This window comes from Spirosoma sp. 209, assembly GCF_002006735.1.
GTDB lineage: Bacteria > Bacteroidota > Bacteroidia > Cytophagales > Spirosomataceae > Spirosoma > Spirosoma sordidisoli.
The window spans coordinates 17,883-44,248 of sequence record NZ_MVEC01000013.1 but is presented as its reverse complement, the minus strand read 5'-3'; the positions used below and the strand labels follow the sequence as shown (position 1 = coordinate 44,248).

Sequence of the window (26,366 nt, the reverse complement as noted above, 5' to 3'; positions counted from 1 at the left end):
ATCCTGATTACTCTCAAAATCAGATTAGTATGAAGACCGTGCGGTTTATTGTCAATCTCGTGGTGGCCATTCTGCACATCACCCTAACGCTGGTACTGGCCATCGGCTTTCTGGCGTTCATCATTCCCGGTGTTCTGGCTCAGCAGTCGCTGAAATCGTAGTATTTTGCTACCACCGTGGTCCGTGTCCTCATGGACCACTTACCCGGCAGGTTTTGTTGCTGACGCATATGTGTTGCTGACGCATATGAGACGCAAGGGATTGCGTCTCTACCGGCGGACGGCGCTTTCGGTGACTTTGGTGGAACGGGTGCGGACGGCTGAAGCGATGAAGAATCCGGTGGCTTGGCGGCCGTTCGGGTTGGTGTTCACAATATTGGTCGGTACGTTGGCGGGCGGAGTGGCAAACAGGCCGCCGTTGGTAATCTGCTGGCTGAACTGCTGCCAGAAATCATACGCTTCGACCGTCAGCGACTGTAGCTCGACCTTGACCGAGTCGTTCAGCGCGTAGAGGCTATCCGGGTTGATCGACTGCCGGAACGGGCGGATGAATACCAGCCCGTCGGTATCGGCGCTACCCGAGAACGACGCGTCCTTCAGGGTAATAATGTCGCTGGGTTTGTTGGCCAGCACGCCGTTTCGGTAGTATTTCACCCGATAGTAGTCCGTAGCGCCCCGAAAATCGCGGGCAAAAAACTCGGCCTGGTACCCTTCTGTGGCTGACAGGGGGTTAATCTTCTCTTTCCGGAAAATAATCGAGTCGATTGCCGGCACCCGGTTCATGCGTGAGCTGGCTGTGTAGGTGTCGCCCTGATAGGTAATCGACAGCCGGTACGTTCGACCGATGCGGCCCAGCGTGTCTTTGGCGGCCGGTGTCCAGGTGTAGTACCCGTCATTGTCCGAATCGGTAAAGGCGTAGGTCTTGCCGGTATTGTCGGTTACGACCACCGTTGCGCCCGCGGCTACCGGCGGAGCGCTGTTATCGAAATAACCGGCCGTTTGGGTAAGCCGGATGGTTTGCGGGCCGGGCTGGTCGGTCAGTGTGCCGTCTACAGACAGCTGGGCCGGACCCGTATCGAGCCGGGCATCAATAACCGTTTCGCAGCTGGCCAGCGTGATACCGGCCAGTATCGTGAGGACGTAGTAACGTGTGTGTTTCATAATCAAGCGCCAGTTTCGGAGAGCTGGCCGGGAAAACGCGTTATTGCCGAACCTGCCGGAGCGGTTCGGCACCACCCTAGAATTTGAAGTTATAGGTCACCGACGGAATGGCCGTGGCAAATACCGAATACCGGATAGCCTGCGTCAGGCGCGGGTTATCGGCATCGGGCTGGAAGAACACCGAAAATGGATTCTTGCGGGCGTAGACGTTATAGACCGAGAAAACCCAGTTGTCGGTTTTTCGTTTGCCGGGCCGTTGCCGCCCCTGTAGGGTAGCCGCCAGATCGAGCCGGTGGTAGGGCGGAATACGGTAGTTGTTACGGCCCGAAATGACCTGCCCCGTAAAGCCACCAAACTCGAACCGGTTGGTCGGGAAGGTAGCGGGCGTTCCGCTGGCCAGGGTAAACGTAGCCGAGAAATTCCAGCGTTTCGCCTGGGGCGGATCGACAAGCAGTACCGTTGTGAGCGTGTGGGGCTTATCGAAACGGGTCGGGAACCAGCCGCCACCGTTAATACCGGCCACCTGCCGTTCGGTACGGGCCAGCGTGTAACTTACCCAGCCGTTTACCGTTCCGCGGTTGCGCTTGATATAGAACTCGGCCCCGTAGGCCCGGCCTTTTCCGCTGAGCAGATCACCTTCCAGAAACTTGTTCAGAATCAGGTTCGCCCCGTCGATGTAATCGATCTGGTTTTGCAGCCATTTGTAATACACCTCTACCGACGCTTCGAATTCACTACCCGATCCGTTCGAGCGGCCAAAGTTTTTAAAGAATCCACCCGCAATCTGGTCGCCGATCTGCGGTTTGATGTTGTTGGTCGATGGCGTCCAGATGTCGAGCGGGGTCGAGGCCGTCGTGTTCGAGATCAGGTGAATGTACTGCGCCAGCCGGTTGTAGCTGAGTTTGAGCGAGCTGTTGTTGCCCAGTTCGTACTTGGCCGAAAAACGCGGTTCCCAGTTGCCGTAGGTCTGAATGGTTTCGCCCCGTTTGTACTGTATGGTCGTAATGGGGAAGCGGCTCGTGCCCAGCGGTACGTCGGTCGTGAACGCATAGGCATCACCGGGCCCTACGTAGTTGAATAGTGAATACCGAAGTCCGTATTGCAGCTGAAGTTTGGGCGAAACCTGCTGCTCGTTGCCGATGTAAACCGCGTTTTCGAGCGCGTACTTGCTGGTAAGCCCGAAAGTACGAACGTCGCCCGAGCTGGCGGCCGTAGCCGTTCCGGGCTGGAAATCGTGCAGAATACTCTGCCCACCGAACGTAATGGTGCTCTTGCCCAAAAACAGCGTAAAATCGGGTTTGATGCTGTAGTCGACGATGCGCGAGTCGGTCCGGAAATAGTCGTTGGCGTTTTCAGGACGGCGTTTCAGGTCAGAGTCAAGCGAGTAGTCGTAGTTGCTGTAATAGGCCGTCGTGTTGAGGAATAACTTGTCGCTGAAGACGTGGTTCCAGCGGGCCGAGGCTGTGGTATTGCCCCAGTTGAACCCGAAATCGGCCCCGAACACATCGCGTCCGAAATAGCCCGACAAAAACACCGTGTTCTTGTCGTTGAAGCGGTAGTTGGCCTTGGCCGTAAGGTCGTAGAAATAAAACTTGGCGCCTTTCAGATCATTGTTCAGGAACGGCTGGGCCAGAATATCGGCGTACGACCGGCGCCCCGCCACGATAAACGACCCTTTGCCTTTGAAGAGGGGCCGCTCATACGATAACCGGCTGAAGATAAGCCCGATGCCGCCGTTTAGCTCCGGTTTCTTGGCGTTTCCTTCTTTGAGCCTGACGTCGAGAATAGACGACACACGACCGCCGTACAGGGCCGGTATGCCGCCTTTTACGAGTTTCACATCTTTCACCGCGTCGGGGTTGAAGACCGAGAAGAAGCCGAACAGGTGGCTGGAGTTATAGACCGGCGCTTCGTCGAGCAACACCAGGTTCTGGTCGATACTACCTCCGCGCACGTTGAAGCCCGTAGCGCCTTCGCCCACGGTCGACACGCCGGGCAGCAGCTGAATGCTCCGCACCACATCGACTTCGCCCAGCAGTGCCGGAATCCGCTGGAGGGTTTTCACATCGATGCGGTTGACGCTCATCTCGATGTTTTTGACGTTATCATCGTCGCGTTTGGTCGACACGACGACTTCCTGCAGCTGCCGGCCTTCTTCTTTCAGCTCCAGGTCGAGCCGGATGTTCTGGTCGGTCAGGGTCAGGGTTTTGTTTTGTTTCTCGTAGCCAACGTAGGTGATGACCAGGTTGTAGGTACCGGCCGGCACCGTAACGGCGTAGAAGCCGTAGCTGTTGGTTACGGCCCCCGTGGCGGTTTCTTTGACATAGACCGATACGCCAATCAGACCTTCTCCGTTCGATGCATCTTTTATGTACCCGCTGATGGTAAACTTGTCCTGGCTGGCCGCTCGTGGGCTGGCGTTCTGATCAGCCTGGGCCTGCGCATATACAGTGGGCATGAGCAGAACAGTCAGGCATAACAGCCTGATTAATACAGTTTGTTTCATGGTGGTCGTGAGACTGGCCTACCTACAGGTTGGCAGGCTGGGCGTATCCGTTGATGACAACGCAAAAGTAGACCCCTATAAGTTCGGACTAACCGAAAAATAGACAAAGCCGTCTTTTTAGAGGGTGAACGGCACGCTGGTCCGTATGAAGCATCTGTATATATACTCAGCCCGCCATCAGTTACCGGCGTCCTGTTTCTCGATTTTGCGGATCAGAGCAGCGGCTTCTTTGGCGGTTTCCTGCGGAAATCCGGTCGGCAGGTTCTCCAGCAGGTCGGCCACAATATGCCCAATGATGATCTGCTGGTTGAGCCGGTCGTCGCTGGGTATTACGTACCAGGGATTGTTGCGGGTAGCGGTCGCGTTGATGGTATCGGCATAGGCGCGTTCGTAGTCGGGCCAGAACTGGCGCTCTTCCAGGTCGTTCTCCGAGAATTTCCATTGCTTTTCGGGATCCTTCAGCCGCGCAATGAGCCGCTGGCCCTGCTCTTCTTTCGACACGTGCAGATACAGCTTCACGATTGGGAATCCATTCCGAAACAGGTAGTCCTCGAAATGTACGATGTCGGCAAACCGCTGTTTCCAGAGATCGGTGTCGCTTTTGGGCAGCAGGTTAGCCGGAATGTATCCTTCGCGCAGCCGCTCGGGATGCACCCGCATGGCCAGCACCTCTTCGTAATAAGACCGGTTAAAGACCCCGATATAGCCCCGCTCGGGCAGCTCCTGCCAGAACCGCCACAAAAAGTCGTGCTTCATATCCTCCTCGGCCGGTTTCTTGAAGGGGGCGATCTTGAACCGCGACGGGTTCACCCCCCGAAACACCCGCCGGATACTGCTGTCTTTACCCGCTGCGTCCATAGCCTGGAAAACAACCAGCAGGCCATATTGGCCGTGGGCGTGCATTCGGTTCTGGGCCTGGTCGATGCGCTCGGCCAGGCGGGCCAGCTGCTCATCGCGGTCGGCCTCGTCGGTATAGAGCGGGTCGGTTCGGGTAGGAACGTCTGGGGAGAATGTCTGGCGACCGTCGTAGCGGAACTGCCTGATGTTTAGTTTTTTCATGGCTATTGGCGGCTCCTCCGGTTGGTAGTAGCCGCATTTTACTGACCCCGAATAACGGGGATCAGTTTCTGTAATTCCTCAAACCGCTTTTTGTCGGGCTTGGGCTCTTTGATGGGTAATTTTTTCAGTTCTTCGATGATGATCCGGCCTACGAGCAGCCGCATGTTTTTCTTGTCATCGGCCGGAATAACGAACCAGGGCGCGTATTTGGTAGCCGTTTCGTTGATCGCTTCTTCGTAGGCCTGCTGGTATTCATCCCAGTAGCCGCGCTCTTTTACATCGCCTTCGTCGAACTTCCAGTTTTTGTCGGCGTCTTCGATGCGGGCAATGAGTCGGTCGGCCTGTTCGTCTTTCGACACGTGCAGGTAAAATTTGAGCGTAACGAAGCCATTGTGATGCAGGAACTTCTCTACGTCGCGGATGCCTTCGTAGCGGTTTTTGAAGAGTTTATCGAGGTCTTCGGTTTCGGACTCGGGCAGGCGCTGGCTCTCGGTCAGGATCTCGGGGTGTACTTTCGTGACGAGCACTTCTTCATAATAGGACCGGTTGAAAATGCCGATCGTACCGCGCTCGGGCAGCTCGCGCCAGCTGCGCCACATCCAGTCGTGATCGAGTTCCTGTTCGGTAGGGCGTTTGAAGGAGTAGACCCGTACGCCCGTTGGGTTGGTGCCGGTAAATACGTGCTGAATGGTTCCGTCTTTACCGGCTGCATCCAGCGCCTGGAAAACCACGACCAGACCATACTGGTTATGGGCGTACATCTTTTCCTGCCACGAGTCGATTTCGCCGGCCTGTTCGCTCCGCCTGCTTTCGTAATCGTCTTTGTCGGCGTACAGATCGTCAACTTTAGTAGGGGCTTTTTTGATCCTGAACGGCTGGGAGCCATCGTAGCGGAAACGGTCGAGGTCGAAGTCTTTCACGGCAAACTTTACGGGAAGCAGTTACGTTATGAAGATGGTGCTGACAAACTCAGCCTACTTCAATAACCTCTATTCAACCGAATGGTTGCGATCTCCCTTTGTCGGCGCCTGACTGCCTTCTCGATAGCCTTGCTTTCGGCCACCGGACTATCGGCGCAGGCGCAACCGGCCGTTGCGAAAAAATCGACTGTTATGACCACAAGCCAATCAGCAAACGTTGAAAAAGCAACCTTCGGAACAGGCTGCTTCTGGTGTACCGAGGCCCTGTACGAATCGCTCGACGGCGTCTATGACGCGGTATCGGGCTACGAAGGCGGCCAGAAACCCAACCCGACCTATAAAGAGGTATGTACCGGTACAACGGGTCATGCCGAATGCGTTGAGGTCACCTACGACCCGGCCAAAATTACGTACCAGGAGCTGCTCGAAGCTTTTTTCCGCAGCCACGACCCAACTACGCTCAACCGCCAGGGCGCTGACGTAGGCACGCAGTACCGGTCGGTTATTTTTTACCACAACGAGGAGCAGAAACGCCTGGCCGAAACGGCTAAAGACGAGCTCAACAAAGCGGGCGCCTACAACAACCCCATTGTGACGGAGATCAGCCCGGCCACGACTTTCTACGAAGCCGAAGCTTATCACCAGAGTTATTTTGCCAACAACCCCGAGCAGGGCTACTGCGCGTTCGTCATTGCGCCCAAGCTCGACAAGTTCAGAAAAGTATTCAAGGAGAAACTGAAAACAGAAGCTGCTCACTAAGCGCCTTCGTCTCTTCCCGAGAAAGCCCCGAATCCGGGGCTTTTTTTATAGGCGTACTTAAGTAAAAATACGCAATCAGGGCCATAGATCGGGTAGTCAACAAAAAAGCAGACTAACATAATCAGCCTGCTTTCCAATTCTATCCACACCATTGGGGTATGAAGACCCCTTTGATACTGTACACAAGCGATTATTTGTCAAAATTGTTCGACATTGACCCGATTAGCTCTATAAAAGTGCAACATTGACTCACTAAAGGCTCAGGCCTAAGTTCTTACCAACTGAGTAATAGGTAAGTATGCATCCGTAGCCGCACGGATCAGGCGGGCAGGTACACGTGGAATGTCGATCCTACGCCCGGCTGGCTGCTGGCGGTTATGTAGCCGCCGTGGTTGGTGACGACTTTCTGGCAGATGGCCAGCCCGACCCCCGTACCTGCATAATCCTGCTTGCTGTGGAGCCGCTGAAATACCTGGAAGATGCGGTCGGTATACTTGTCGTCGAAGCCAATGCCATTGTCAGAAATGGTAATCCAGCAGTACACGTCCGACGCCCGGGCCGGGTGAACCGGGGGAGGCAGCTCGGTTGCCTGTACAGACCGGGCGGCAATAGACACCTCCGGGCGGACCGCCGGGCGCCGGAACTTGAGCGCGTTGCTGAGCAGATTCTGAAATAGCTGCCCCAGCTGCGTTTCGTCTCCTTCTACTATGGGCAAATCGCCTACCCGAATCTGCGCTTTACTTTCTTCGATGGTGATCGATAGCGTATCCAGCGTTTGCCGGACAATTTCCTGAAGCGACACCCGATTGAGCGTAGCCTGCCGGGTAGCAATTCGCGAAAAGCTCAGCAAATCCCGAATCAGCCGGGACATCCGGTCGCCCGAGCGGGTGAGCCGCTCCAGCAGGTCGACCCCGTCGTCGCCCAGCCTGTCGCCGTAGCGCTCCTGCAGGATAGACGAGAAAGACTGGATCTTACGCAGCGGTTCCTGCAAATCGTGCGATGCGATATAGGCAAACTGTTCCAGGTTTTCGTTCGACCGGCTCAGGTCCTGATTGGCTTCGTTAAGGGCGCGGGTGCGCTGCTTTACCCGCTCGTCCAGTTCCTGAGACAGGGCCCGGTAGCGCTCCTGCCCCTGCTCAATGACCTGGCGGGCCAGCACCTGATCCGTTACGTCGATAACGACGCCCATGACGCCGGTAATTTCGCCGTCGACCTCCCGGAGCGGGTAATACAGATAGTCGAAGTACAACGACTGCCGCTGCCCACCGCGCACCAGCTCGACGGGGGCGGCCCGCTGCACATACGGTACCCCCGTGGTGGCCACCTGCTCGAGCAGTTTATCGAACCCCTGGCCTTCTATGTCGGGCAGGGCGGTGAGCAGGGGTTTGCCGACGATCTGATCGAGCGGCCGATCGACCAGGGCCGCAAAAGCCTCGTTGGCCATGCGGTACACAAAATCGGGTTCGCGCCCTACGATCGACAACACAACCGGCGCCTGTTCGAATATTTGCTGCAGGCGTTTTTCGTTGGCCTCCAGCTGCTGGCGCGCCCAGATTGTCTCGCTGACATCCTGAACGATACCGGCAAACCGAATAATGCGCCCCATCGAATCGGTAACGGTTCTACCTTTGGCCTGTACCCATCGGTACCCACCGGTTTCGGTTTGCGTCCGGAAGGTAATGTTATGCTCACCGGTACCCTGCGGATCGAGCGCCTGTTTGTTGGCCAGCCGAACCGACTCCCGATCGGCCGGATGAACGCGCTCCAGCAGGGTATCGGCCGTTATGGTTGCCTCGGGAGGCAGGCCGAATAGCTGCTTGCATATACCCGACCACTGGGCCTGGTGCGTGTTGAAGTTATAATCCCAGGTACCAACCTGGGCGGCTTCCAGAGCCGCTCTCAACTGCTCGATTTCCAGGGCATTTTCAGGCTCTAATGGTTGGCTCTCGCTACTCATATCCCCACCGGCTCATTCCATCCGGTTCATCTGACGGCTAATGTAACACAATCAGAGCGAGCGATTCTATAGTTAAAAGGTATTTTAACTATACGACTAATGTCCAACCGTATCGTAGCGGATTATACCGGCAGAAAAACGCTGAAGGTAGCGCCCTGGCCGGGCTCACTGGCAGCCGTAATAGCCCCGCCATGGTTGACCGCCACTTTTTCGCAGATGGCCAGTCCGATGCCCGTACCGGCGTAGTCGCGCTTGTTATGCAGCCGCTGGAATACCTGAAAAATACGATCCAAGTACTTCTCATCGAACCCAATGCCGTTATCGACCACATCGATCCGGTAGTAGCTGCTGGCCAGCCGCGCCGGTTTGACGGAGGGTGGCAGCCTGAACGCCGACAGCGTTTCCAGCCGAACGTCGATCTGGGGTACGCGCCCGGGCTGGGTAAACTTGAGCGCGTTGCTAAGCAGGTTCTGAAACAGCTGTTCGAGTTGCGACTGATCGCCCTCAATGACCGGAAGCGGCTCAACCCGCACCACCGCGCCCTTTTCCTGAATAACCAGTTCGAGGTCCGTCAGCACCGTATTGACTACGTCGGTCAGCGATACCGATTCGACCATTTCCTGCCGCATGGACACCCGCGAGAAATTCAGCAGATCGCGGATCAGGGTAGACATCCGGTTGGCGGCAGCCTGCATACGCTCTACATACAGCCGCCCCTCGCCCAGCTGCTGGCTGTATTCGGCCTGCAGCAGATCGCCAAACTGCTGCACCTTCCTGAGGGGCTCCTGCAGATCGTGCGACGCGATGTAGGCAAACTGTTCCAGATTCTGGTTCGACCGGCTGAAGAGTTCATTGGCCTCGCCCAGTTCGTCGTTGAGCCGGGCGTATTCGTCGTTGGTCGAGGCCAGCTCCTCGTTGGTGGCCGCCAGTTCTTCGTTGGCGGCCATCAGCTCTTCGGTTCGGCGCTGTACTTCCTGCTCCAGCTCACCCGACAGGGTTCGGTAGCGCTCTTCGCTGTCTTCGATCTTACGGCGGACCATCACCTGCTGCGTCACGTCGGTAGCCACCACCAGTATTTCTGAAACAATTCCCTTTATATCGATTCGGGGCTGGTACAGAAGATCAACGTAAATCCGGTCGAGCCGGTCGTTGCGGACCAGATCAACCGCAACTTCGTTGGCACTGAAGGGAACACCGGTCTCGATCACCTCCCGCAGCAGCAGGTCGAAGCCCTGTCCGGCCAGCTCCGGCAGGGCTTCAAGCAGCGGCTTACCAACAAGCTGCTCAGGCCGGCGCCCTACCAGAGCCCCATAAAAGGGATTGGCCATCTGGTAAGTCAGGTTCTCTTCGCTGATGATAGCAATACCCACCGGCGACTGTTCGAACAGCGACAGCAGTTGCACCTGGCTTTCTTTGACGAGCTGCTGGGCCAGCACCTGGTCGGTCACATCGACCGCCATATTCATAACCCCGTATACCTGTTCCTGTTCGTCGAATATGGGCTGGTAGGTGAAGTTGAAATAAAACGTACGCAACTCCCCGTCGATGATCAGTTCACACCGATCCGCAACGGCCTGGTAGGGCTTACCCGTTGTATATACGTTGTCCAGAATAGTCAGGAAGGGTTGTTCGCGGAGTTCGGGCAGTACCTCGGCCAGCGGCTTACCCAGCACCCCGTTGCCTTTGCCCCAGAACTGCAGCATGGGCTCGTTAGCGATGGAAATAACCAGGTCGCGCCCGACAAACAGGCTGGTAGCAACGGGGGCCTGCTCAATCAGCGACTGAAATCGCCGTTCGCGTTCTTCTACCTGCTGACGGGCCAGTACCTGTTCCGTAACGTCCTGCGCCACACCGGCCAGCCGGTAAGCTTTACCCTCCTCGCCAAAGTAGGCCTGCCCCCAAAAACGCACCCAGCGTAGCTGATTATCTTCGGCTCCCAGGGTTCGGTGGGTAATATCGTAACGCCCGTCGGCCTGGGCTGTCAGGGCGTGTTGTACCGCTTCTTGCACCCTACCCAGATCGTCGGGATGGATATGACGAACGGCCTGTTCGTACGATAGTGAATCCGTATTTGTTACGCCAAACAGACGCTGACACCGGTCATCCCAGTCTACCTGGTTCGTCTGGGGGTCCAGCTCCCAGACGCCCAGCCCAGCGGCCTGCAGTACAAAATTAAGGTCAAGGCGCTCAGTCAGGGATTTGAGGCCCAATGGATTAACGTCATCATTCATTGAGTAAGTGGGAAGGCTTGTCAGCTAACCTAATAATAGATTAACGAAATATATTAACCAGATAACGACGTCAGGTATCCTGCTGTTTTGGCAGATTACCTACCGATCAGGATACACTCGTTCAGAGGCCGTTTTCAAACCCGGCTTTTCTCATTTTATCGTGATCCTATCGACAAAGAATACTTACAAGAATAACAAGATTGCTGATCCTCAACATTTTAATTGGCAATTAATTTGCTTATTATAATTTACGTACACATTTGCGTAACTAAACATACCTGCTATGAATCACTTTGCAACCTCTAAGCCTTCTGCGGATTTTTATGATTTACTGGCCACCTACGTGGAACAGGTGCGTCTGTCTTATCAACTTCCCAAACAATCGGCTCTACTGGCTTCCCTAAAGGCCCGAAATCAATCAGGTAGGCCGTTGAATTTCAGACACAAGTAGATCAAATCCCTTATCAGCGACCCGTTTATGGTCTAGCTTTACAGCCTGCACATTGGCCTGGCCGGACCAAATAGCAAACGGTAAAGCTGTACGGTCCATCGTAGCAAGATCAGTTTCTAACAATAGTCATACCGTTTACTAGTATAACCACCAGGTTACCCACCGTTCAGTTAATTTACCAATCTGGTAATCCCAACAGGCAGCGACCTTAGCGATCAACAAAACCAGCCCCGATTGTAGTCGGTTGTACAAATCATTTACAAATCGACCAGTCAGGCTGCTAACTCGCTGCTGGTATGAATGGGTTGCTAAAGACGACGGGGTTCCGGTACATAAGCTGTTTGATAGCCATACACGTTGGGTACTGGCAGGGGACCACGCCCCAAACGGACCGGCACAAACCCGTTTTGCGACCGGCTACCGCTACGGCAACGGTACTGATCTGCGAAAGTCGCAGCGCCTATGCCTACCATAGTCACGAGTGCCACGGCCTGGCCCGCTGCCGATCAACCATAAGCCGCGTCAGTACGGGCAGTGCCCGCAGCCTTGGTTACAAACCCTGCCGGATTTGCTACTGATCGGTCGGGCTTTCAGACCGGGAGGTACAGGCTGAACGTAGCGCCCTGGCCGGGTTTGCTGGTGGCGGTAAGGGCTCCCCCGTGGTTTTCGGCCACCTGCTGGCAAATGGCCAGTCCAACGCCCGTACCCGGAAATTCGCTCTTGCTGTGGAGCCGCTGAAACACCTGAAAAATACGATCCAGGTACTTCTCGTCGAACCCGATACCCTGGTCAGCCACGCTGATCCGATGAAACTGCCCGGCTTCGCTGGCTACGCTGATCGTGGCCGGTAGTTCGCTCACCTCACAAATGCCGTATGTTACCTGTACGCTGGGCGCCCGATTAATGGGGGTGAACTTGAGCGCATTACTGAGCAGGTTCTGGAACAGTTGTTCCAGCTGCGACTGATCGCCGTTGATGGTCGGCAGCAGCTCGATCTGGATGCTGGCATTTCGCTCGTCGACGATTACCTGTAGGGTATTGAGTACTGTGCTGATGACCTCGTTCAGCGAAACCGTTTCCAACACCCGCTTGCGGGTTGTAACGCGTGAGTAGGTCAGCAGATCGTGGATCAGGGTAGACATACGCGAACCGGCCGCAGCCATCCGCTGAAGCAGGTCCTTTACCTCGTCGCTCAGCCCGGTCTGGTAGTGTTCGGTCAGCAACGACGAAAACGACTGAATTTTGCGGAGCGGCTCCTGCAGGTCGTGGCTGGCTACGTAGGCAAACTGCTGGAGGTTATCGTTCGAGCGTTTCAGCTCCTGGTTAATCTGGCGTAACTCCTGGGTCCGTTCCTGCACGCGCACCTCCAGCTCACCCGCCAGGTTCCGGTAGCGGCTTTCGCTCTGCTCGATCTGCTGGCGGGCCATCACGCGCTCCGTTACATCGACGGCCATATTCAGAATGGCGTAAACGCGGCCATCGAGGTCGGTCAGCGGCTGGTAAACGAAGTTGAACCAGAACGTCTGCAACTGGCCACCAACAATCAGGTCGGCCGGCTGCTCGTTGGTGCGGTAGAGCTGACCGGTCTGAAACACGTTATTCAGCAGCGGAATAAATGGCTGGCCTTCCAGCTCAGGCAACGCTGTAGCCAGTTTCTGCCCGATTACAGCCGGAGTTTTGCCCCAGATTCGGATCATCGACTCGTTGGCAACCGATATGATCAGGTCTTCGGACTCATAGACCGCTACCGCAAAAGGCGCCAGCTCAACGATGTTTCGAAAACGGGCCTCGCTGTCTTCCAGCCGGCGCCGGTCCTGCAACTGCTGCGTAATCTCCTGGCTGAAATCAACGATGCTGACGCTGCCGTCGGGCTCCTGAACCGGTTCAAAACTGGCGTAGAAATAAGCGGTTTCCAGCTGCCCGTTGCGTTCGAGCATGACCGGCAGCTCCGGCGCCACAAACCGCTGCCCCGTCTGGCGCACGGTATCGAAAATAGCCTTCAGCCCCTGCTCCGACAGTTCTGGCAATGCTTCGAGCAAAGGTCTGTTTTTCAGCTGGCTCGATGGGCGACCCGCCATCCGGGCCAGCTGCTCGTTAACCAGTTCGAACGTTAAGTCGGGGCCGCTCAGTAGTCCCAGGCCGATAGGCGCGTGCTTCAGAATGATCTGCAACCGGTCTTCGCTTCGTTGCAGGGCCTCCCGATCCAGCATCTGCGAGGTTACGTCCTGTACGATACCACTCACCCGGTAAGCGACCTGTTCGGCGTTGAAATAAGCCTTTCCCTGACAGTGAAGCCAGCGTAGCTGACCATCGTTGGCCGCTACAGTACGAAACCGGACATCATACTGCCCCCCCGAGTCGGGGTTTACGGCCCGCGTCAGCGCGTCACGAAGTCGGGGCAGATCGTCGGGGTGAACCTGATCGATCACATGCTCGTACGGCACCAGATCGTCGCCTGAGAAGCCGTAGAGAGCTTTGCATCGTGCATCCCACCGAACCCGTTCGCGGATCGGGTCCCAGTCCCAGGTACCTACACCAGCAGCCTGCAAGGCAAAGCTCAATCGCTCATTCTCAGTTAGTGAATCAGGATTAAAAAATTCAGTCTCGCCGGCCATAACGTGTAGATATACTAATCGCTAAATTATACAGATTTAGTCATATAACTAAGGCCAGACTCGTGTTTGCCCTGGCCCGAAGCGGTTTGGGGCTTCATCTATCGAACCAGATTCAGGCCGAAGAGTTCGGATACGATCAATAGCGAGCCGATTGGGGCAGAAACGCATTGACCGGGGACTCGGTTAGCCAGGCTGATTGCTTCTGGCCAATGGTCTTTGCCCGGTTTTGCAGGGCCTGAATTAATGCTTTTGGTGAAGGCAGTCATTAACCTATCGGCAAACGACTGCCTCGTAAACGACTTCTTATCGATATAGTTCAGCCAATCAGTACCCTGTGCATAACTGCCCCGTATTTTCCCGCTATCGGCCGGGTATTTTCCGGCTGGGTTCCGACCGGATTAACCCGGAATTATTCATATGGCCCAAATTACTTTCTACAGGGGGCGTAAGGGCCTCTGATCGCATCGTCAGGAAACGAACATAACCTAACCCACTGATTAAAAGCTATTTCATATATCGCTCTGTTTGTCTATCTGTTTACTCAACACCGTTTGTGCTTAGGGTACACATTTCGGCAGCGTACCGATAAATAAGTGGCTTGCAGGCTGGTTTGTTAGCTGATAGAAATGCCTATTACTTTGCCCTCAAATTCTACTTAAAATCAGATTTGTGACATGAAAAAATTCAACTTATTAATGCTGCTGGTCATTGGCTTGCTGGCAGGTACCCAGTCGTACGCACAGATGGCTATCGATAAAGGAACCAAGTTTGTTAACCTCGGTATTGGCGTTGGTGGCTACGGCTATTTCAATGGAAGCGGTATCGGCTTAAACGCCGGACTTGACGTAGGCATAATGAAGAACATCACAGTTGGCGGGGTATTGGGTTACCGAAGCTACGGTAGTGGTGTGAACTCGTTCGATATTGGCGCTCGGGGGTCTTACCACTTCAACGAGCTGTTGAGCCTGTCTACCGACAAAGCTGATCTGTATGCTGGTCTGGGCTTGTCCTTTTACCGGCTTTCTTATGGTGACACCTATCTGCGGTCGGTCGGAATAGATCCCACTTATACAACGGTTTATGTGCCAATCCACATAGGAGGCCGTTATTTCTTTACTGAGTCATTGGGAGGCTTTGCCGAGTTGGGTTCCAGCCTGGCTACGCTGAAACTCGGCGTTACCTTCAAGCTGTAGCAGAAGACCGAAGCAGGTAGCTATATCACTGGCGTAGGGCCAGTAAAACAATCCCGGTTGTCGCATGATGACCGGGATTGTTTATTTTTGGAACCATCTGATACCCACCTACCCATGAAAGTTAGTCTAGTTCTGCTTATCCCTGCGTTCCTGTGCCTGTCTCCCCAGGCCATTAACCGACTGTCAGCTACGGTCACTACCCGACAGGTTCAGCAGGGGAAGTCCATTACCATCAAAGGAGAAGTGTTTTACCAGCGGAATGGCAACATGGTTACCCATTTCTCGTTTCCGCGCCGGGTGGTTATTCTGGCCAACAAGCTCGGCGAAACCAGCATTTACGATCCTGTCCGGAATGCGGTCATTCGCTACCAGAACGAAGCCTTCAGCACCCAAACGACCCAGATTTCTTTTTTCCTGAACGGTACTACGTCCGATATGGGGCTGATTCAGGCCGGCTTCGTACAGGCTAAAACCACCAATACGGGCAAACTGCTGGTTACGGACTGGCGGCTTAAAACCCCGAACAAAAAAGCACCCGTTCAACACGTCAGAATCGTATATGACCGGGCCAATCCGATCTACATGCACTACGAAGACGGCGCCGGGAAGGTAATCCGGAAGGTCTATTTTTACAACTACCAGCCCCTGGAAGGTCGCCCTTTCCCGACTACAACCACCGAAATCGTTTACCAGAACCGCGATTCAACCGTTTCTAAAACGGTTTATTCCGATTTTCGGCTGAACAGCGCGGCTTCCAGTCCTTATTTCGATTATTCTATTCCGGCTAACGCTACCGTTGAGCAATGAACCGCTGGCTTTCAGGGCTCGTAGTTGCACTGGGTGTAACTATCGGCAGCCGGGCGCAGACACCGGTTTCAGATCTACAGCTGCTGGCTGATCGTGATTTTCAGAACAGTGCCGTGTTTGCCCAGTACCGCCGGGCCGGCAATTCGCAGCGACCGGTGCAGTATCGCCAACGGAGCTGGGTAGCACGCTACAATCCGGTTTCGCTGGTGCTGAAAGGTTCTCTGCTGGGGTATCAGCGGCTCATGTCGCAGCAGCTGGCCCGAAACTGCCCCTATCAGATCACCTGCTCCAACTTCAGCAAACTGGCCATTGAACGATACGGCCTCGTCAAAGGCGTGTTTATGAGCGCCGACCGGATTATGCGCTGTAACCGTATAGGCTTACTCGATGTGCCAGCCGTTGATCTCAACCCGGCCGATGGCACGATCATTGACTCACTGAGCCGCTACCAATGACGACATCTGTTTACTGGATACTGCTGGCCGGTTGGTTGCTGGCAGGCCGGGCCTCCGCTCAGCCGTCGGCGTTTAGTCAGGAGTGGCAGTTTGCCCACTACCTGGCCGATAAGGAAGAGGTAGACGAAGCCTCGTTTGTCTTACAATCGATCGATACACGCCAGCTGAGCAGACCTCAGCTGGATTCGCTGGCTTACCTGACCGGCTGGCTCGCCTACAGCGGAAAATCGCTCGAACTTGCCAGCCAGCACCTGCTGTCCGTATCGTCGGGCTCGCCTTTTTACATCAAATCGCAGTATTTTGGCGCCTATTGTTTAACCTTCCAGCAGAAGCTGGATGCGGCTTCGGCGGTGGCCCGGCAGTTACCGGCGCCTGATTCAACGCTCCGCGAGCTTAGGGCTTTCGAGGAGGCTGGCATCGCCCTGCTGCAACGTCAGTTTCAGCGCTACGACACGCTGCGCCAACAGTTTCGGTATTCGTCCTATGCGTTGAGCGCGGAAGAAAAACACCTGGATAGCTACCGGACTGGCTTGCAGGCGCAGAAACGCCGTTCGCCCGCAGTAGCCGGTCTGTTGAGTGCCGTTGTGCCGGGCCTGGGCAAACTGTACGCGGGGAAACCAAAGCAGGGTATTGCGGCTTTCTTACCCGTTCTCACTTTGGGGCTGCTCACCTGGGAGGGCTACCGGAAAGATGGACCCAAGAGCCTGCGGTTTCTGGGGTTCGGCTCTCTCTTTACCCTGTTCTACGGGGGCGCCATCTGGGGAAGCACCCTGGCCGTACACGTGCAGCGCGATCAATTTAACCGGACTTATGATAACAAGATTCTGTTTGATATGCACATTCCTTTGCGTAACCTGCTTAACCGGTAGGGCGCAGAGCCGGCTTCAGACGGCCGATTCACTCTATACATCGGGGCAGTTTCTGGCGGCCCGGGTGGCCTACGAGCGCGCCATCTTCATGAGTTCGGACCCCGGCGAGCAGTTCACGGCCGCTTTGGGGAAGGTGCAGTGTCTGAAGCAGCAGGGCCTTTATGCCGCATCGGTACCCTTTCTGAACAGCCAGCTGCAGCTTCTTTACCCCGACAGTCTGCTGTACCGGCTCCGGTACGAACAGATCCTGTGTGCTTACCTGGCCGGGCAGTTCGAGAATACCCTATCGCTCCTCGATCGTTTACCCTACTTACACCCGGCCGTTCGGGCAACGCCCCTGCTGATGGCCATCCGGATTCTGGCCCTCAATGAACTTCAGCGCTGGCAAGAGGCTCAACTACACTTTCGGGAACTGCTATCGACGCTGCCCGACTCCGCCACGACCCGGCAGGACCCTTACCAACATCTGCCCCAATTGAAGAACGCCAAAAAAGCGCAGTGGCTCGCTACGTTTATTCCGGGCGCCGGCCAGTTGTACGCGGGCAAACCGGGCGAGGCTGCCTTATCGATTCTGGTTCAGTCGGCGGGTTTGTATTTTGGGCTTACGAGCTTCCTGCAAGGGTATTACCTGTCGGCCTGGGGGATCGGAGCCGGCCTGTTTGGTTCGTTTCAGGCAGGGGGCGTTCGCCGAACCGACGTGCTGATTCGGGAGGTCAACACCCGGCGGGCCAACGCGTTCAACGCGCAGGTACGCCAGGAGATACTGACCCTGGTCCGTTAAACAAAAACGCCTGCCTTCTCGATGAAGGCAGGCGCTGGATCGATCAGACAGGCCCGACTAGTTTTTGGCCCACATGAAAAACTTCGGATTGTCGATATAAGGTGACAGGTTATCGTGGTTAACAATCAGGACAACGAAGTCTACCAGGGGCACAATCCCGAAAATTCCACCGCAGGTAAGAATATAACCCACCCAGGTCAGCGTTTCGGTACCTAAGTAAAACCGGTGAATACCTAGTCCTCCCAGAAAGAAGTTCAACAGCAAAGCCGGTACAAACTCTTTACCACCGGCTTTTACCCGGGCCGTGCCCGTCAGGTCGGCGGTCAGTTGCTGGCTCTGTAAGAGGTTAGTACTAACGGTGGCCAGGCTAACGTCTTCGCTTTGTGCAAACAGCTGCTCAACCTGCTGATCATCAATTAGGTAAGCGTCTACCGACAGATCAGCAGCGCGAGTGGTGAGGGTTGCTACGGTGAGCAGGCAAAAAACAAGTAACTTTTTCATGGTACGTATGGTATAGTGGGACTTTTGTAAACAGCCAAAAATAAGGCTTATTCCCAGACATCAAACGCACCTCTCCAAAAAGCAGCCTGTTTAAGTATTTATACCCAACTTACCCTATCGGCCTGCCGCCTCTTTCAGCGTTGTTATGCCCATATTCCAGAGGATGAACGAATAGATATCGGCCGTCGTCTCGATGTTCTTCTTGGTATTGCTGGCCCCGTGCCCGGAGTTGACATCGACCCGGATCAGCACCGGATTGGTGCCTTTGTACACCTCCTGCAGGGTAGCCGCGTATTTGAATGAGTGGGCCGGTACAACCCGGTCATCATGATCGGCGGTGGTGATCAGGGTCGCGGGGTAGTTAAGGCCCGGCTTCAGGTTATGCAGGGGGGAGTACGCATACAGCGCCTTGAACTCGTCGGCATTGTCGGCGCTGCCGTAGTCGGCAATCCAGTTCCAGCCAATGGTGAACTTATGGAAACGAAGCATATCCATAACGCCCACCTGCGGAACAGCCACCCGGAACAGCTCGGGCCGCTGGTTCATAACGGCGCCGACCAGCAAACCGCCGTTCGAGCCGCCCTGGATGGCCAGCCGGGCCGGGCTGGTGTATTTCTGGGCAATCAGGTACTCGGCCGCGCCGATGAAATCGTCGAATACGTTCTGTTTCTTCAGCTTCATCCCCTGCTCGTGCCAGGTTTCGCCGTATTCGGAGCCGCCCCGCAGGTTAACCTGCACGTAAATACCGCCCTGCTCTAGAAACGGAATCCGGAGCGGGTTAAAACCGGGAGGCAGGCTGATGTTGAACCCACCGTAGCCGTATAACAGCGTCGGGTTGGTACCGTCCAGCTGCAGGCCTTTGCGGTAAGTCAGGAACATCGGCACCCGTGTACCGTCTTTGCTGGTGAAAAACACCTGTTTGGTTTCGTAATCGGTTGGTTTGAAATCTACCTCCGGCGCCCGGAACACCGTACTTTTCCGGCTGGCCAGATCGTAGCGGTAGATCGTGGGCGGGAAGGTAAACGACGTAAAGGTGTAGAATACGAACTTGTCGTCTTTCTCGCCCCCGAACCCATCGGCCGAGCCGAGCGTAGGCAGCTTGATCTCGTTTTCGAGTTTGCCCTGGTAGCTGTATACGTATACCCGCGAAGTGACGTCCTTCGAATATTCGGCGAAGAGTTTGCCGCCAGCCGTACGGGCGCTGACGAGCGGTTCGGGCTTTTCGGGCAGCACCGGCGTCCATTTCTTCGATGCGGTGCTGTAGCGCATGATTTTGTTGTTGGGAGCGTCGGCGTTGGTTTCTATGAGCAGGTCGGCCCCGTCGTTGTCGAGTACGCTGTAAGTGAAGTTGGTCACCTCCCCAATCACCGGCACGAAGCCCGTGGTTTTGGCCCGGGCGTCCATCACCAGGAGCGCGTTGCCGTCTTTTCCTTTGCCGCGGTCGCTGATCGTCAGCAGTGCAAATCGCTCGTCGTCGGTGGTGCCGACGATATGAAACCGCTGCGGATTGGCGGCATCTTCGTAGACCAGCCGGTCGGCGCTCTGGGGCGTGTTGATCGTGTGGAAGAAGACCTGGTGGTTTTCGTTTTTAGCCGCCAGCGCCGATCCTTCGGGTTTGGGATAGCGGCTGTAGTAGAAGCCGTTACCCTGCCAGGCCGCCCCCGATACCTTTACCCACTCGAGGGTTTCGGGCAGGTAGGTCTTGGTCGCCAGATCCATGATACGGTATTCCTGCCAGTCGGAGCCACCCTTCGACGTGCCGACAACGGCGTAGGCGCCATCTTTCGAGAGCGAGAACGCGCCCAGCCGGGTTGTGCCGTCGGTCGAGAGTTTGTTGGGGTCGATGACTACTTCGGGCTTACCGTCGAGCCCCCGCTGCCGGTACAGCACCGACTGATTCTGCAGGCCGTCGTTCTTGGAAAAGTAGTACCAGTCGCCCTTGCGGCTAGGGGCCGAATATTTGGGGTAGTTGTAGACCTGTTCGAGACGGGTCTGAAACTGACGGCGGTACGGAATCTGGGCCAGGTAGTCGAAGGTGACCTTGTTCTGGGCAGTCACCCAGGCCGCTGTTTCTGCCGAGCGGTCGTCTTCGAGCCACCGGTACGGGTCGGCTACCGATGTGCCGTGATACGTATCGACCTGGTCGATTTTTCGGGTAGCCGGATACGATAAGGACGGGTTGGTCTGGGCCTGAGCGGCCGATGAACTGAGCATAAGCAATACGGAAAGCGAAGCAGGAAGGCGCATGATGAAGTATTGATAAATACCGGGAGCAAATATAACCCATAAGTTCGGGCTGGCGCTTCGGAAAGGCAAGGCCGTCGGTACATTCGTTTTTGTTTGTAGCCGCTTGCAATTACGATAAATACTTATCTCATTTACAAATAATTACTCATTCCTTCCTTCCTCATGTTACGACTACCGGCTGGCATTCTGATTGGCCTGATGTACCTATGGTGCATCCTGACGGGTCAGGTGTCGGCGCAGTCGGCAGGCGGAACCAACCAGGTTCATTTTCGGGTCGACCACATCAGTGTCGACGACGGGCTGACCCAGGGTTCGGTCTATTACATGCTCAAGGACAGCCGGGGGTTTTTATGGCTCGGCACCCAGGACGGCCTCAACCGCTACGACGGGCACCGCTTCCGAACCTACCGACCCGCCCTCGATGAGCGCGGCACCCCGCTGCCCGGCACCCTGCGCGGGGTCAATATCTTCGGCATCATCGAAGCGCCCAACGGCGATCTGTGGGTCGGTACCGAAGCCGGCCTGAACCGGTACGACCGGCGTTGCGACCGGTTCGAGTTCATGAATTCGCCGGGCAAACAGCTCATCGCCAGCCGTACCCTGCCTTTCTTTGTCGACACCACCAGCCTGTTGTACCTCAGCGACCGCGAGGGACTCGTGCATTTCGATTACCAGACCCGACAGCGAACGGTGCTGGACCCCAGCCTGCATCCGACCAAAGAGTACGACCTGCAAAGCTCAACCGTTCGCACACCCGAAGGCGACATCTGGCTGCACGAACCTAAAGGCCTGCTCCGCTACAACCTGCGCACCCGTTCGTATGTGCGCTATTTCAGCGACCGGCCCGGCAATAAACTCGGGTCGGTCCAGGCCGTTTTCTCCTTTCTGATCGACAAAGACAGCGTGGCCTGGATCGGAACCGCCCAGGGGCTGATTCGGCTCGACTACCGGCATAATACGTTCCAGACCTACGAAACGGCAGGCGCCAAGCCGATCAGTGCCATCTACAGCATCAGCGCCGATCAGCGGGGGCGGCTCTGGCTCGGTACCCAGCGCGATGGTGTGCTGTATTTCGACAAGCGGTCGCGGTTGTTTGGCCGGGTCAACGGTTCGCTCGACAACGCCCGCCCGCTCACCGATTTCAAGATCACCAAACTGTACGTCGACGATCTCGGCATCGTCTGGGCCAACGTCGACCCCGACGGGCTGGCGCGTATCGTTCCCGATGCGTTTCAGTTCAACGGCATGATCAAACGGCTGGCCGTACCTACCCTCCCCCCCGACCAGACCCTGAGCAACTACACCATCCGGGGTTTTCTGGAAGAGCGCTTCGACCGGCTCTGGATCGCTACCGAAAACGGCATCGACGTACTCAATCCACAAACCAACCGGATCGTTCAGCGCTATCTGACCAATATAGGCCGGAACGATCTGCCGGTAAACACCTTCGTAAAATGCCTCTACCGCGACCCGCAGCGCCGGATCTGGGTAGGCACCACCGGTGGGGTGATGGTTTACCAACCCCAGACCCAGACCTTTGACCCGATCCGGTTCGAGCCCACAACGAGCCTGGTGGCCGGCAACTACACCCGAAACCTGGTCAGCCTAGCCGACTCCCTGCTGATTGCTGCTACCGAAGACGGCATGTACGCGCTCAACACCATCCGGAAACGCTGGAGCCGGGTAACGCACCTGGCCGGGCAAAATATCTTCAGCTTCTGGTACGATGCGCCAGCGCGCCAGCTCTGGATCGGTACGTACCTGAACGGTTATTTCTGCTACCAGCTCCCGTTGGCCAGGCCCGGTGCCGGACCGGTCAACCCGCTGGCCTGGCGGCTGATCCGGACCGGCCTAAACGGCTATACTATTCTGCACATCCGGCCCGGTCCGAACGGCAAAACCCTCTGGCTGGCGTCTGACCGGGGGCTGGTCGCGCTCAAACCCCATACGGGCCGCTTCCAGCTGTACGCCGAACCGCAGGGGCTGGCCAACTCATTCGTGTATGGCTCTCTGACCGATGTTCAGAACCATATCTGGCTCAGCACCAACCGGGGCCTGTCGCGGATCGATCCGGTTACGCAGACCGTCAAGAACTTTACGCCCGCCGACGGCATTCAGGGCTACGAGTTCAACGGAAACGCATTCGTACGCGTGGCCAACGGCGACATGTACTTTGGCGGGGTCAACGGCTTCAACCGCTTTCAGCCCGACCTGTTCCGCAGCAGTTTTTTCAATCCGCAGGTTCATATTTATTCGTTCTCGGTCAATGAGATGCCGCTGGCGGCCTACGCCTATGTCGATGAGGTAAACCAGATTGACCTGACCCACGATCAGAACACCCTCTCGCTGGAGTTTGCCGCGCTCGATTATGTCAGCAACGGCCGCAACACCTACCAGTACCAGCTGAGTGGGTACGATGAGAAATGGGTATCGGCGGGCGAGCGGAACTACGTCCGGTACGCCAACCTGCCCCCCGGCAACTATACCTTTCAGGTCAAAGCCGCCAACCGCGATGGCCACTGGAGCAACCACGTCCGGAAACTGGCCATTCGTATCAGCCCCCCTTTCTGGCTGCGGTGGCCCTTCGTGCTGCTGATGAGCCTGCTGGCCGCGCTGCTGATACTGGGCTGGATACGCCGGCGCGAAAACGCCATCCGCACCCAGCAGGCCGAACGGCTCCGGCTGGCATACGACATTCAGGAACAGGTTAAGAAAGATATTGCCCGCGACCTGCACGACGAGATCGGCACCCGGCTGGCGACCATCAAACTGTATACGACCCAGCTAACGCAGCAGGTAGGCGAAACGCCAGGTATCTTATCCCTGAAAACCACCATCTTCAGCCTGATCAACGACACCATCGGCGACATCAGGAACCTGCTCCGCAAGCTGAACCCCAAAACGCTGGAGCAGCATGGCTACCTGCCCGCCATCGAGGAACTGATCAACCGGATCAACGCCAGTGGTATCGTACAGGCGCAGCTCCTGCTCGATCAGTCGATGGAAGACAACCGCCCCAATACGGTGCTGACCAACCGGTTACCGACCGACATAGAAGTGATGCTGTACCGGATTACGCAGGAACTGCTGAGCAACTCGCTCAAGCACGCCAACGCCCGCTACATTGCCCTCCGGGTGCACCAGTCGCAGCACATGGTGACGCTGGTTTATACCGACGACGGCAACGGGTTCGATTACGAGGTCATCCAGCAGAAAGGAAACGGCCTGGGTTTGGGTAGCATTGAGTCGAGGGTGGCGCTTCTGAACGGGAAGATAGACTGGCAGACGCAGCCCGGCAAAGGACTCAGCGTCACGATCGACATCCCGATCGGGGCCTTACCCGGCCGACGGCTCTACCAGGCGCTGATTAATTTATCGGGGCTGGAAAATTAAGCTTGCTTCACCCGCGAAACAACGTTGAACTGCCTATCCTTAATTACGGCCTCATAAACAGTTGCCTATATACGCTGCGGCCTAACTCAGCCACTCACGCGTTACGGCATTAAACCAACTAGCACCCGACGGCATCGGTGCTATGACTGCGAACGCATGTTCGTCTAAACCTAATACGCTAAACCTGCGATCCCAGCGTCTAAAAGCAGGTTGTACTGATGATACTTAACGGAACAGTTATTTGTGATGCTTCTCGTATGCTTGGCATCAATCGCAATACCGTCATCGCCACAATTCTCTAATATTTAGTTGGCAGTTAAATCTATTTTGTTTATGGACATAAAACCTGATACACATACAGAACAAGGATTAGTTATGGCTCTGTTGAAGGTGTGAAGATTGTCACTGGCTTGAATCGTTTATGCAACAATCTATCTTATATTTATTTTATTTTAATATATATATACATATATTTCGACCAATCATTCACTTAATCAAGCTTCTGATATGAAAAAGAAAATGTAACATGCGTTACGTATCCTGGGCTGTATCACGCTGTTTACGGGGGTTACATATGCAGATACAAATGGAACCTTCAGCAGTGAAGAATTAGGCATTCTTGGCAGATTCTGGGGAACAAGTTGTACAACTATATTTGAGTATAGTACAATTAATGCTGGGCAATGTGTAAGTGCAAAATCGTGTACCAAATATAGACTCTTCTTTAAGATGGGCACTACAGTTCAGTGGGAAAGTGTCGGCCCTTGCGGACCTGCCAACTAATCTGAACTGTGGGACTAGTTTATTAAAAGTAAACTAGTCCCACAGTTTCTCTGTTTCTTATTAGGAATAAGTATTGCCCCGGATTTTGTCAATGCAAAACAGAAAACAGACTGAAGTAATTAGCTTCCTGATTTATTTTTTAGCTTCTGTCTCGGCGCTTGCTCAAAAAACGTTGACAGGCCATGTCATAGACCAAAAAGGTAGCCCTGTACCTTACGCTAATGTTCATAATGTGAGCAGATCTCACGGAGTTATAGCAGATTCTTCTGGCGCATTCGTATATTATAATAAAGAAAACAGCGATACGTTAATTGTGAGTGCTTTAGGTTATACATCTGAGAGAATAGTTATAGGGAGCGATACTACTTCAAAGATAGTTTTAAAAGAAAAATCTATTGCTATTAATGAAGTCAAAGTGAGTAATAGAAGAGTGTATAAAGTAAATACGTTTGGTATAAATAAGAATAAGCCAGACGGTAAACATTCGAATTGTACACAAAATAATCTTGAGTTATCTTTTTTAGTCAAAAGTGAACCTGTTTCCGATAATTCTTATATTGATAAAGTCGTTTTTTTCATAGAAAATGACAGGTTTTATAATACACCTTTTAGAGTGAAGGTCTATAGTAATAAATCAAATTTACCCAATGAACTAGTTATACATGACAATATAGTAGTGCATGCTTTAAATCCGGGATGGGCGGTAGTAGACCTAAGACCTTATGCTATAAAAACGCCATCAGACGGGTTTCATATAGCTATGGAGTGGTTATACGCTGATTCCGATGATTTAAAAGATGTACAGGGAAATAAAATATGCTTTGGGCAAAGTATAGGGATGGCAAAAGGTCTTAAAGAAATCCTTTCCTGTACTCGAGTCAATGGTGGTTCCTGGTCCCCATGCTCATTTTACCAACTTCCCAATGGAGATATTTATAACCCGATGATCAGGGTTGTCGTTAATTCTTATGAATAAGGAGTTTACGGTATGGTAAGTGGACTATTCAACAAGCCGTTACTCGTTGGCAGCCAACCGTATTGAGCCATTCCTATTTACTTCACCCGCGGAATAAGCCCGTTTTTGTCGTGCTGAAGCAGCATCTCGAACAGCAGTACGGTAGCGGCTGCATCGCCCTGGGCGCGGTGGCGGCCGTTGAGCGGAATCTCCAGCGCCTGACAGAGTTTGCCGAGGCTGTAGGAAGCATGACCGGGAATGAGCTTGCGGCTGGTTCGAACGGTGCAGAGCGTGCGCCGGAAATAATCGTACCCCAGCCAGTTCAGTTCTTTCTTGATGAAATTGAAATCGAAGGAGACATTGTGAGCTACAAATACGGCGTCCTGCGTGATGCGGAGCACGTCGGCAGCCACGTCGGCAAAGACCGGGGCGTCGGCAACCATTTCGTCCGAAATACCGGTCAGGTGACGAATAAACGGCGGAATCGGGCAGCCGGGGTTCAGCAGCGAGTGAAATGAATCAACTACCTGCTGGCCATCGTGGCGAAAGATCGCGATTTCAGTAAGTCGGGACGGTCCGTTTATACCCCCGGTGGTTTCAACGTCGACAATGCAATACACGGGTTAAAGATAGGCTTTTTTCGCGAAAAAGGCGCTCCTCCAGTCACCCGTGTCCGTGTCCCCACGGACACCTACCCGGATGGTTTTGCTGACGCATAGGTGTC

Annotated in this window: 20 protein-coding genes; 10 read left to right on the top strand and 10 right to left on the bottom strand. The window is 54.8% G+C overall.

The genetic code is table 11. From position 1 onward, the window contains the following. Positions 1 to 29 precede the first annotated feature (29 nt). Positions 30 to 161 carry a hypothetical protein gene (locus B1C80_RS28905; protein ID WP_255376582.1) on the top strand — a complete coding sequence of 44 codons (132 nt, stop codon included), beginning with the start codon at positions 30 to 32 and terminating at the stop codon, positions 159 to 161. Positions 162 to 269: 108 nt separating this feature from the next. On the opposite strand, the gene B1C80_RS20245 is transcribed toward B1C80_RS28905, so the two are convergent. From B1C80_RS20245 to B1C80_RS20230, 4 genes are all read right to left on the bottom strand, one after another. Then, positions 270 to 1,160, bottom strand: a complete 891-nt coding sequence (locus B1C80_RS20245; RefSeq protein ID WP_077923038.1) for a DUF4249 domain-containing protein — start codon at positions 1,158 to 1,160, stop codon at positions 270 to 272. Positions 1,161 to 1,236: 76 nt separating this feature from the next. Beyond that, complete coding sequence (locus tag B1C80_RS20240) at positions 1,237 to 3,618, bottom strand: TonB-dependent receptor (RefSeq protein ID WP_236648862.1); 2,382 nt, start codon at positions 3,616 to 3,618, stop codon at positions 1,237 to 1,239. A gap of 225 nt (positions 3,619 to 3,843) precedes the next feature. Continuing rightward, complete coding sequence (locus B1C80_RS20235; protein WP_077923036.1) at positions 3,844 to 4,725, bottom strand: PPK2 family polyphosphate kinase; 882 nt, start codon at positions 4,723 to 4,725, stop codon at positions 3,844 to 3,846. A 38-nt stretch (positions 4,726 to 4,763) separates the two neighbouring features. Then, on the bottom strand, positions 4,764 to 5,645 hold the full coding sequence (locus B1C80_RS20230) for a PPK2 family polyphosphate kinase (protein ID WP_077923035.1): 882 nt from the start codon (positions 5,643 to 5,645) through the stop codon (positions 4,764 to 4,766). A 192-nt stretch (positions 5,646 to 5,837) separates the two neighbouring features. Here B1C80_RS20230 and msrA point away from each other — a divergent pair, with 192 nt between their 5' ends. Further along, a complete protein-coding gene (gene msrA / locus B1C80_RS20225) occupies positions 5,838 to 6,404 on the top strand; it encodes a peptide-methionine (S)-S-oxide reductase MsrA (protein WP_077923034.1) in 567 nt (188 codons plus the stop codon). 319 nt (positions 6,405 to 6,723) lie between these two features. On the opposite strand, the gene B1C80_RS20220 is transcribed toward msrA, so the two are convergent. Both B1C80_RS20220 and B1C80_RS20215 read right to left on the bottom strand, forming a co-directional pair. Then, entirely contained in the window at positions 6,724 to 8,361 is a 1,638-nt protein-coding gene (locus B1C80_RS20220; RefSeq protein WP_077923033.1) for an ATP-binding protein, read from the bottom strand. Positions 8,362 to 8,483: 122 nt separating this feature from the next. Continuing rightward, entirely contained in the window at positions 8,484 to 10,592 is a 2,109-nt protein-coding gene (locus tag B1C80_RS20215; protein WP_077923032.1) for a PAS domain-containing protein, read from the bottom strand. Positions 10,593 to 11,339: 747 nt separating this feature from the next. Between B1C80_RS20215 and B1C80_RS28175 the strand changes: the two genes are divergently transcribed. Further along, positions 11,340 to 11,621 carry a hypothetical protein gene (locus B1C80_RS28175; RefSeq protein WP_129603145.1) on the top strand — a complete coding sequence of 94 codons (282 nt, stop codon included), beginning with the start codon at positions 11,340 to 11,342 and terminating at the stop codon, positions 11,619 to 11,621. Positions 11,622 to 11,633: 12 nt separating this feature from the next. Here B1C80_RS28175 and B1C80_RS20210 read toward each other — a convergent pair whose 3' ends face one another. Next, positions 11,634 to 13,604 carry an ATP-binding protein gene (locus tag B1C80_RS20210; protein WP_161492795.1) on the bottom strand — a complete coding sequence of 657 codons (1,971 nt, stop codon included), beginning with the start codon at positions 13,602 to 13,604 and terminating at the stop codon, positions 11,634 to 11,636. A gap of 728 nt (positions 13,605 to 14,332) precedes the next feature. Here B1C80_RS20210 and B1C80_RS20205 point away from each other — a divergent pair. From B1C80_RS20205 to B1C80_RS20185, 5 genes are all read left to right on the top strand, one after another. After that, positions 14,333 to 14,851, top strand: a complete 519-nt coding sequence (locus tag B1C80_RS20205) for a hypothetical protein (RefSeq protein WP_077923030.1) — start codon at positions 14,333 to 14,335, stop codon at positions 14,849 to 14,851. A 114-nt stretch (positions 14,852 to 14,965) separates the two neighbouring features. Beyond that, on the top strand, positions 14,966 to 15,658 hold the full coding sequence (locus B1C80_RS20200) for a hypothetical protein (RefSeq protein ID WP_077923029.1): 693 nt from the start codon (positions 14,966 to 14,968) through the stop codon (positions 15,656 to 15,658). Further along, entirely contained in the window at positions 15,655 to 16,113 is a 459-nt protein-coding gene (gene yidD / locus B1C80_RS20195) for a membrane protein insertion efficiency factor YidD (RefSeq protein WP_077923028.1), read from the top strand. Before B1C80_RS20200 ends, yidD begins: the two co-directional genes overlap by 4 nt. Next, entirely contained in the window at positions 16,110 to 16,982 is an 873-nt protein-coding gene (locus B1C80_RS20190) for a hypothetical protein (protein WP_077923027.1), read from the top strand. Before yidD ends, B1C80_RS20190 begins: the two co-directional genes overlap by 4 nt. Further along, positions 16,942 to 17,763, top strand: coding sequence for a M48 family metallopeptidase (locus B1C80_RS20185; protein ID WP_236648861.1), 822 nt, complete (start codon positions 16,942 to 16,944; stop codon positions 17,761 to 17,763). The genes B1C80_RS20190 and B1C80_RS20185 overlap by 41 nt, the downstream gene beginning before the upstream one ends. Positions 17,764 to 17,820: 57 nt before the next feature. Here B1C80_RS20185 and B1C80_RS20180 read toward each other — a convergent pair whose 3' ends face one another. After that, positions 17,821 to 18,264: an NINE protein gene (locus B1C80_RS20180; RefSeq protein ID WP_077923025.1), complete on the bottom strand. Its 444-nt coding sequence runs from the start codon at positions 18,262 to 18,264 to the stop codon at positions 17,821 to 17,823. 114 nt (positions 18,265 to 18,378) lie between these two features. Next, positions 18,379 to 20,511, bottom strand: a complete 2,133-nt coding sequence (locus B1C80_RS20175; RefSeq protein ID WP_139361699.1) for a prolyl oligopeptidase family protein — start codon at positions 20,509 to 20,511, stop codon at positions 18,379 to 18,381. Between the two features lie 162 nt (positions 20,512 to 20,673). On the opposite strand from B1C80_RS20175, the gene B1C80_RS20170 reads away from it, so the two are divergent. After that, positions 20,674 to 23,904 (top strand): sensor histidine kinase, encoded by a 3,231-nt coding sequence (locus B1C80_RS20170; protein WP_077923023.1) that lies wholly within the window; start codon positions 20,674 to 20,676, stop codon positions 23,902 to 23,904. An 874-nt stretch (positions 23,905 to 24,778) separates the two neighbouring features. Further along, positions 24,779 to 25,663: a carboxypeptidase-like regulatory domain-containing protein gene (locus tag B1C80_RS20165; protein WP_077923022.1), complete on the top strand. Its 885-nt coding sequence runs from the start codon at positions 24,779 to 24,781 to the stop codon at positions 25,661 to 25,663. A 77-nt stretch (positions 25,664 to 25,740) separates the two neighbouring features. Here B1C80_RS20165 and B1C80_RS20160 read toward each other — a convergent pair whose 3' ends face one another. Next, complete coding sequence (locus B1C80_RS20160) at positions 25,741 to 26,262, bottom strand: PolC-type DNA polymerase III (RefSeq protein WP_077923021.1); 522 nt, start codon at positions 26,260 to 26,262, stop codon at positions 25,741 to 25,743. Positions 26,263 to 26,366: the final 104 nt, after the last annotated feature.

Bases quoted from the DNA above. Each gene is read 5' to 3' on its own strand.
- B1C80_RS28905 (WP_255376582.1), top strand. From the start codon at position 30: ATGAAGACCGTGCGGTTTATTGTCAATCTCGTGGTGGCCATTCTGCAC.
- B1C80_RS20245 (WP_077923038.1), bottom strand. From the start codon at position 1,160: ATGAAACACACACGTTACTACGTCCTCACGATACTGGCCGGTATCACG.
- B1C80_RS20240 (WP_236648862.1), bottom strand. From the start codon at position 3,618: ATGCCCACTGTATATGCGCAGGCCCAGGCTGATCAGAACGCCAGCCCA.
- B1C80_RS20235 (WP_077923036.1), bottom strand. From the start codon at position 4,725: ATGAAAAAACTAAACATCAGGCAGTTCCGCTACGACGGTCGCCAGACA.
- msrA (WP_077923034.1), top strand. From the start codon at position 5,838: ATGACCACAAGCCAATCAGCAAACGTTGAAAAAGCAACCTTCGGAACA.
- B1C80_RS20220 (WP_077923033.1), bottom strand. From the start codon at position 8,361: ATGAGTAGCGAGAGCCAACCATTAGAGCCTGAAAATGCCCTGGAAATC.
- B1C80_RS20215 (WP_077923032.1), bottom strand. From the start codon at position 10,592: ATGAATGATGACGTTAATCCATTGGGCCTCAAATCCCTGACTGAGCGC.
- B1C80_RS28175 (WP_129603145.1), top strand. From the start codon at position 11,340: ATGAATGGGTTGCTAAAGACGACGGGGTTCCGGTACATAAGCTGTTTG.
- B1C80_RS20205 (WP_077923030.1), top strand. From the start codon at position 14,333: ATGAAAAAATTCAACTTATTAATGCTGCTGGTCATTGGCTTGCTGGCA.
- B1C80_RS20200 (WP_077923029.1), top strand. From the start codon at position 14,966: ATGAAAGTTAGTCTAGTTCTGCTTATCCCTGCGTTCCTGTGCCTGTCT.
- yidD (WP_077923028.1), top strand. From the start codon at position 15,655: ATGAACCGCTGGCTTTCAGGGCTCGTAGTTGCACTGGGTGTAACTATC.
- B1C80_RS20190 (WP_077923027.1), top strand. From the start codon at position 16,110: ATGACGACATCTGTTTACTGGATACTGCTGGCCGGTTGGTTGCTGGCA.
- B1C80_RS20180 (WP_077923025.1), bottom strand. From the start codon at position 18,264: ATGAAAAAGTTACTTGTTTTTTGCCTGCTCACCGTAGCAACCCTCACC.
- B1C80_RS20175 (WP_139361699.1), bottom strand. From the start codon at position 20,511: ATGCGCCTTCCTGCTTCGCTTTCCGTATTGCTTATGCTCAGTTCATCG.
- B1C80_RS20170 (WP_077923023.1), top strand. From the start codon at position 20,674: ATGTTACGACTACCGGCTGGCATTCTGATTGGCCTGATGTACCTATGG.
- B1C80_RS20165 (WP_077923022.1), top strand. From the start codon at position 24,779: ATGCAAAACAGAAAACAGACTGAAGTAATTAGCTTCCTGATTTATTTT.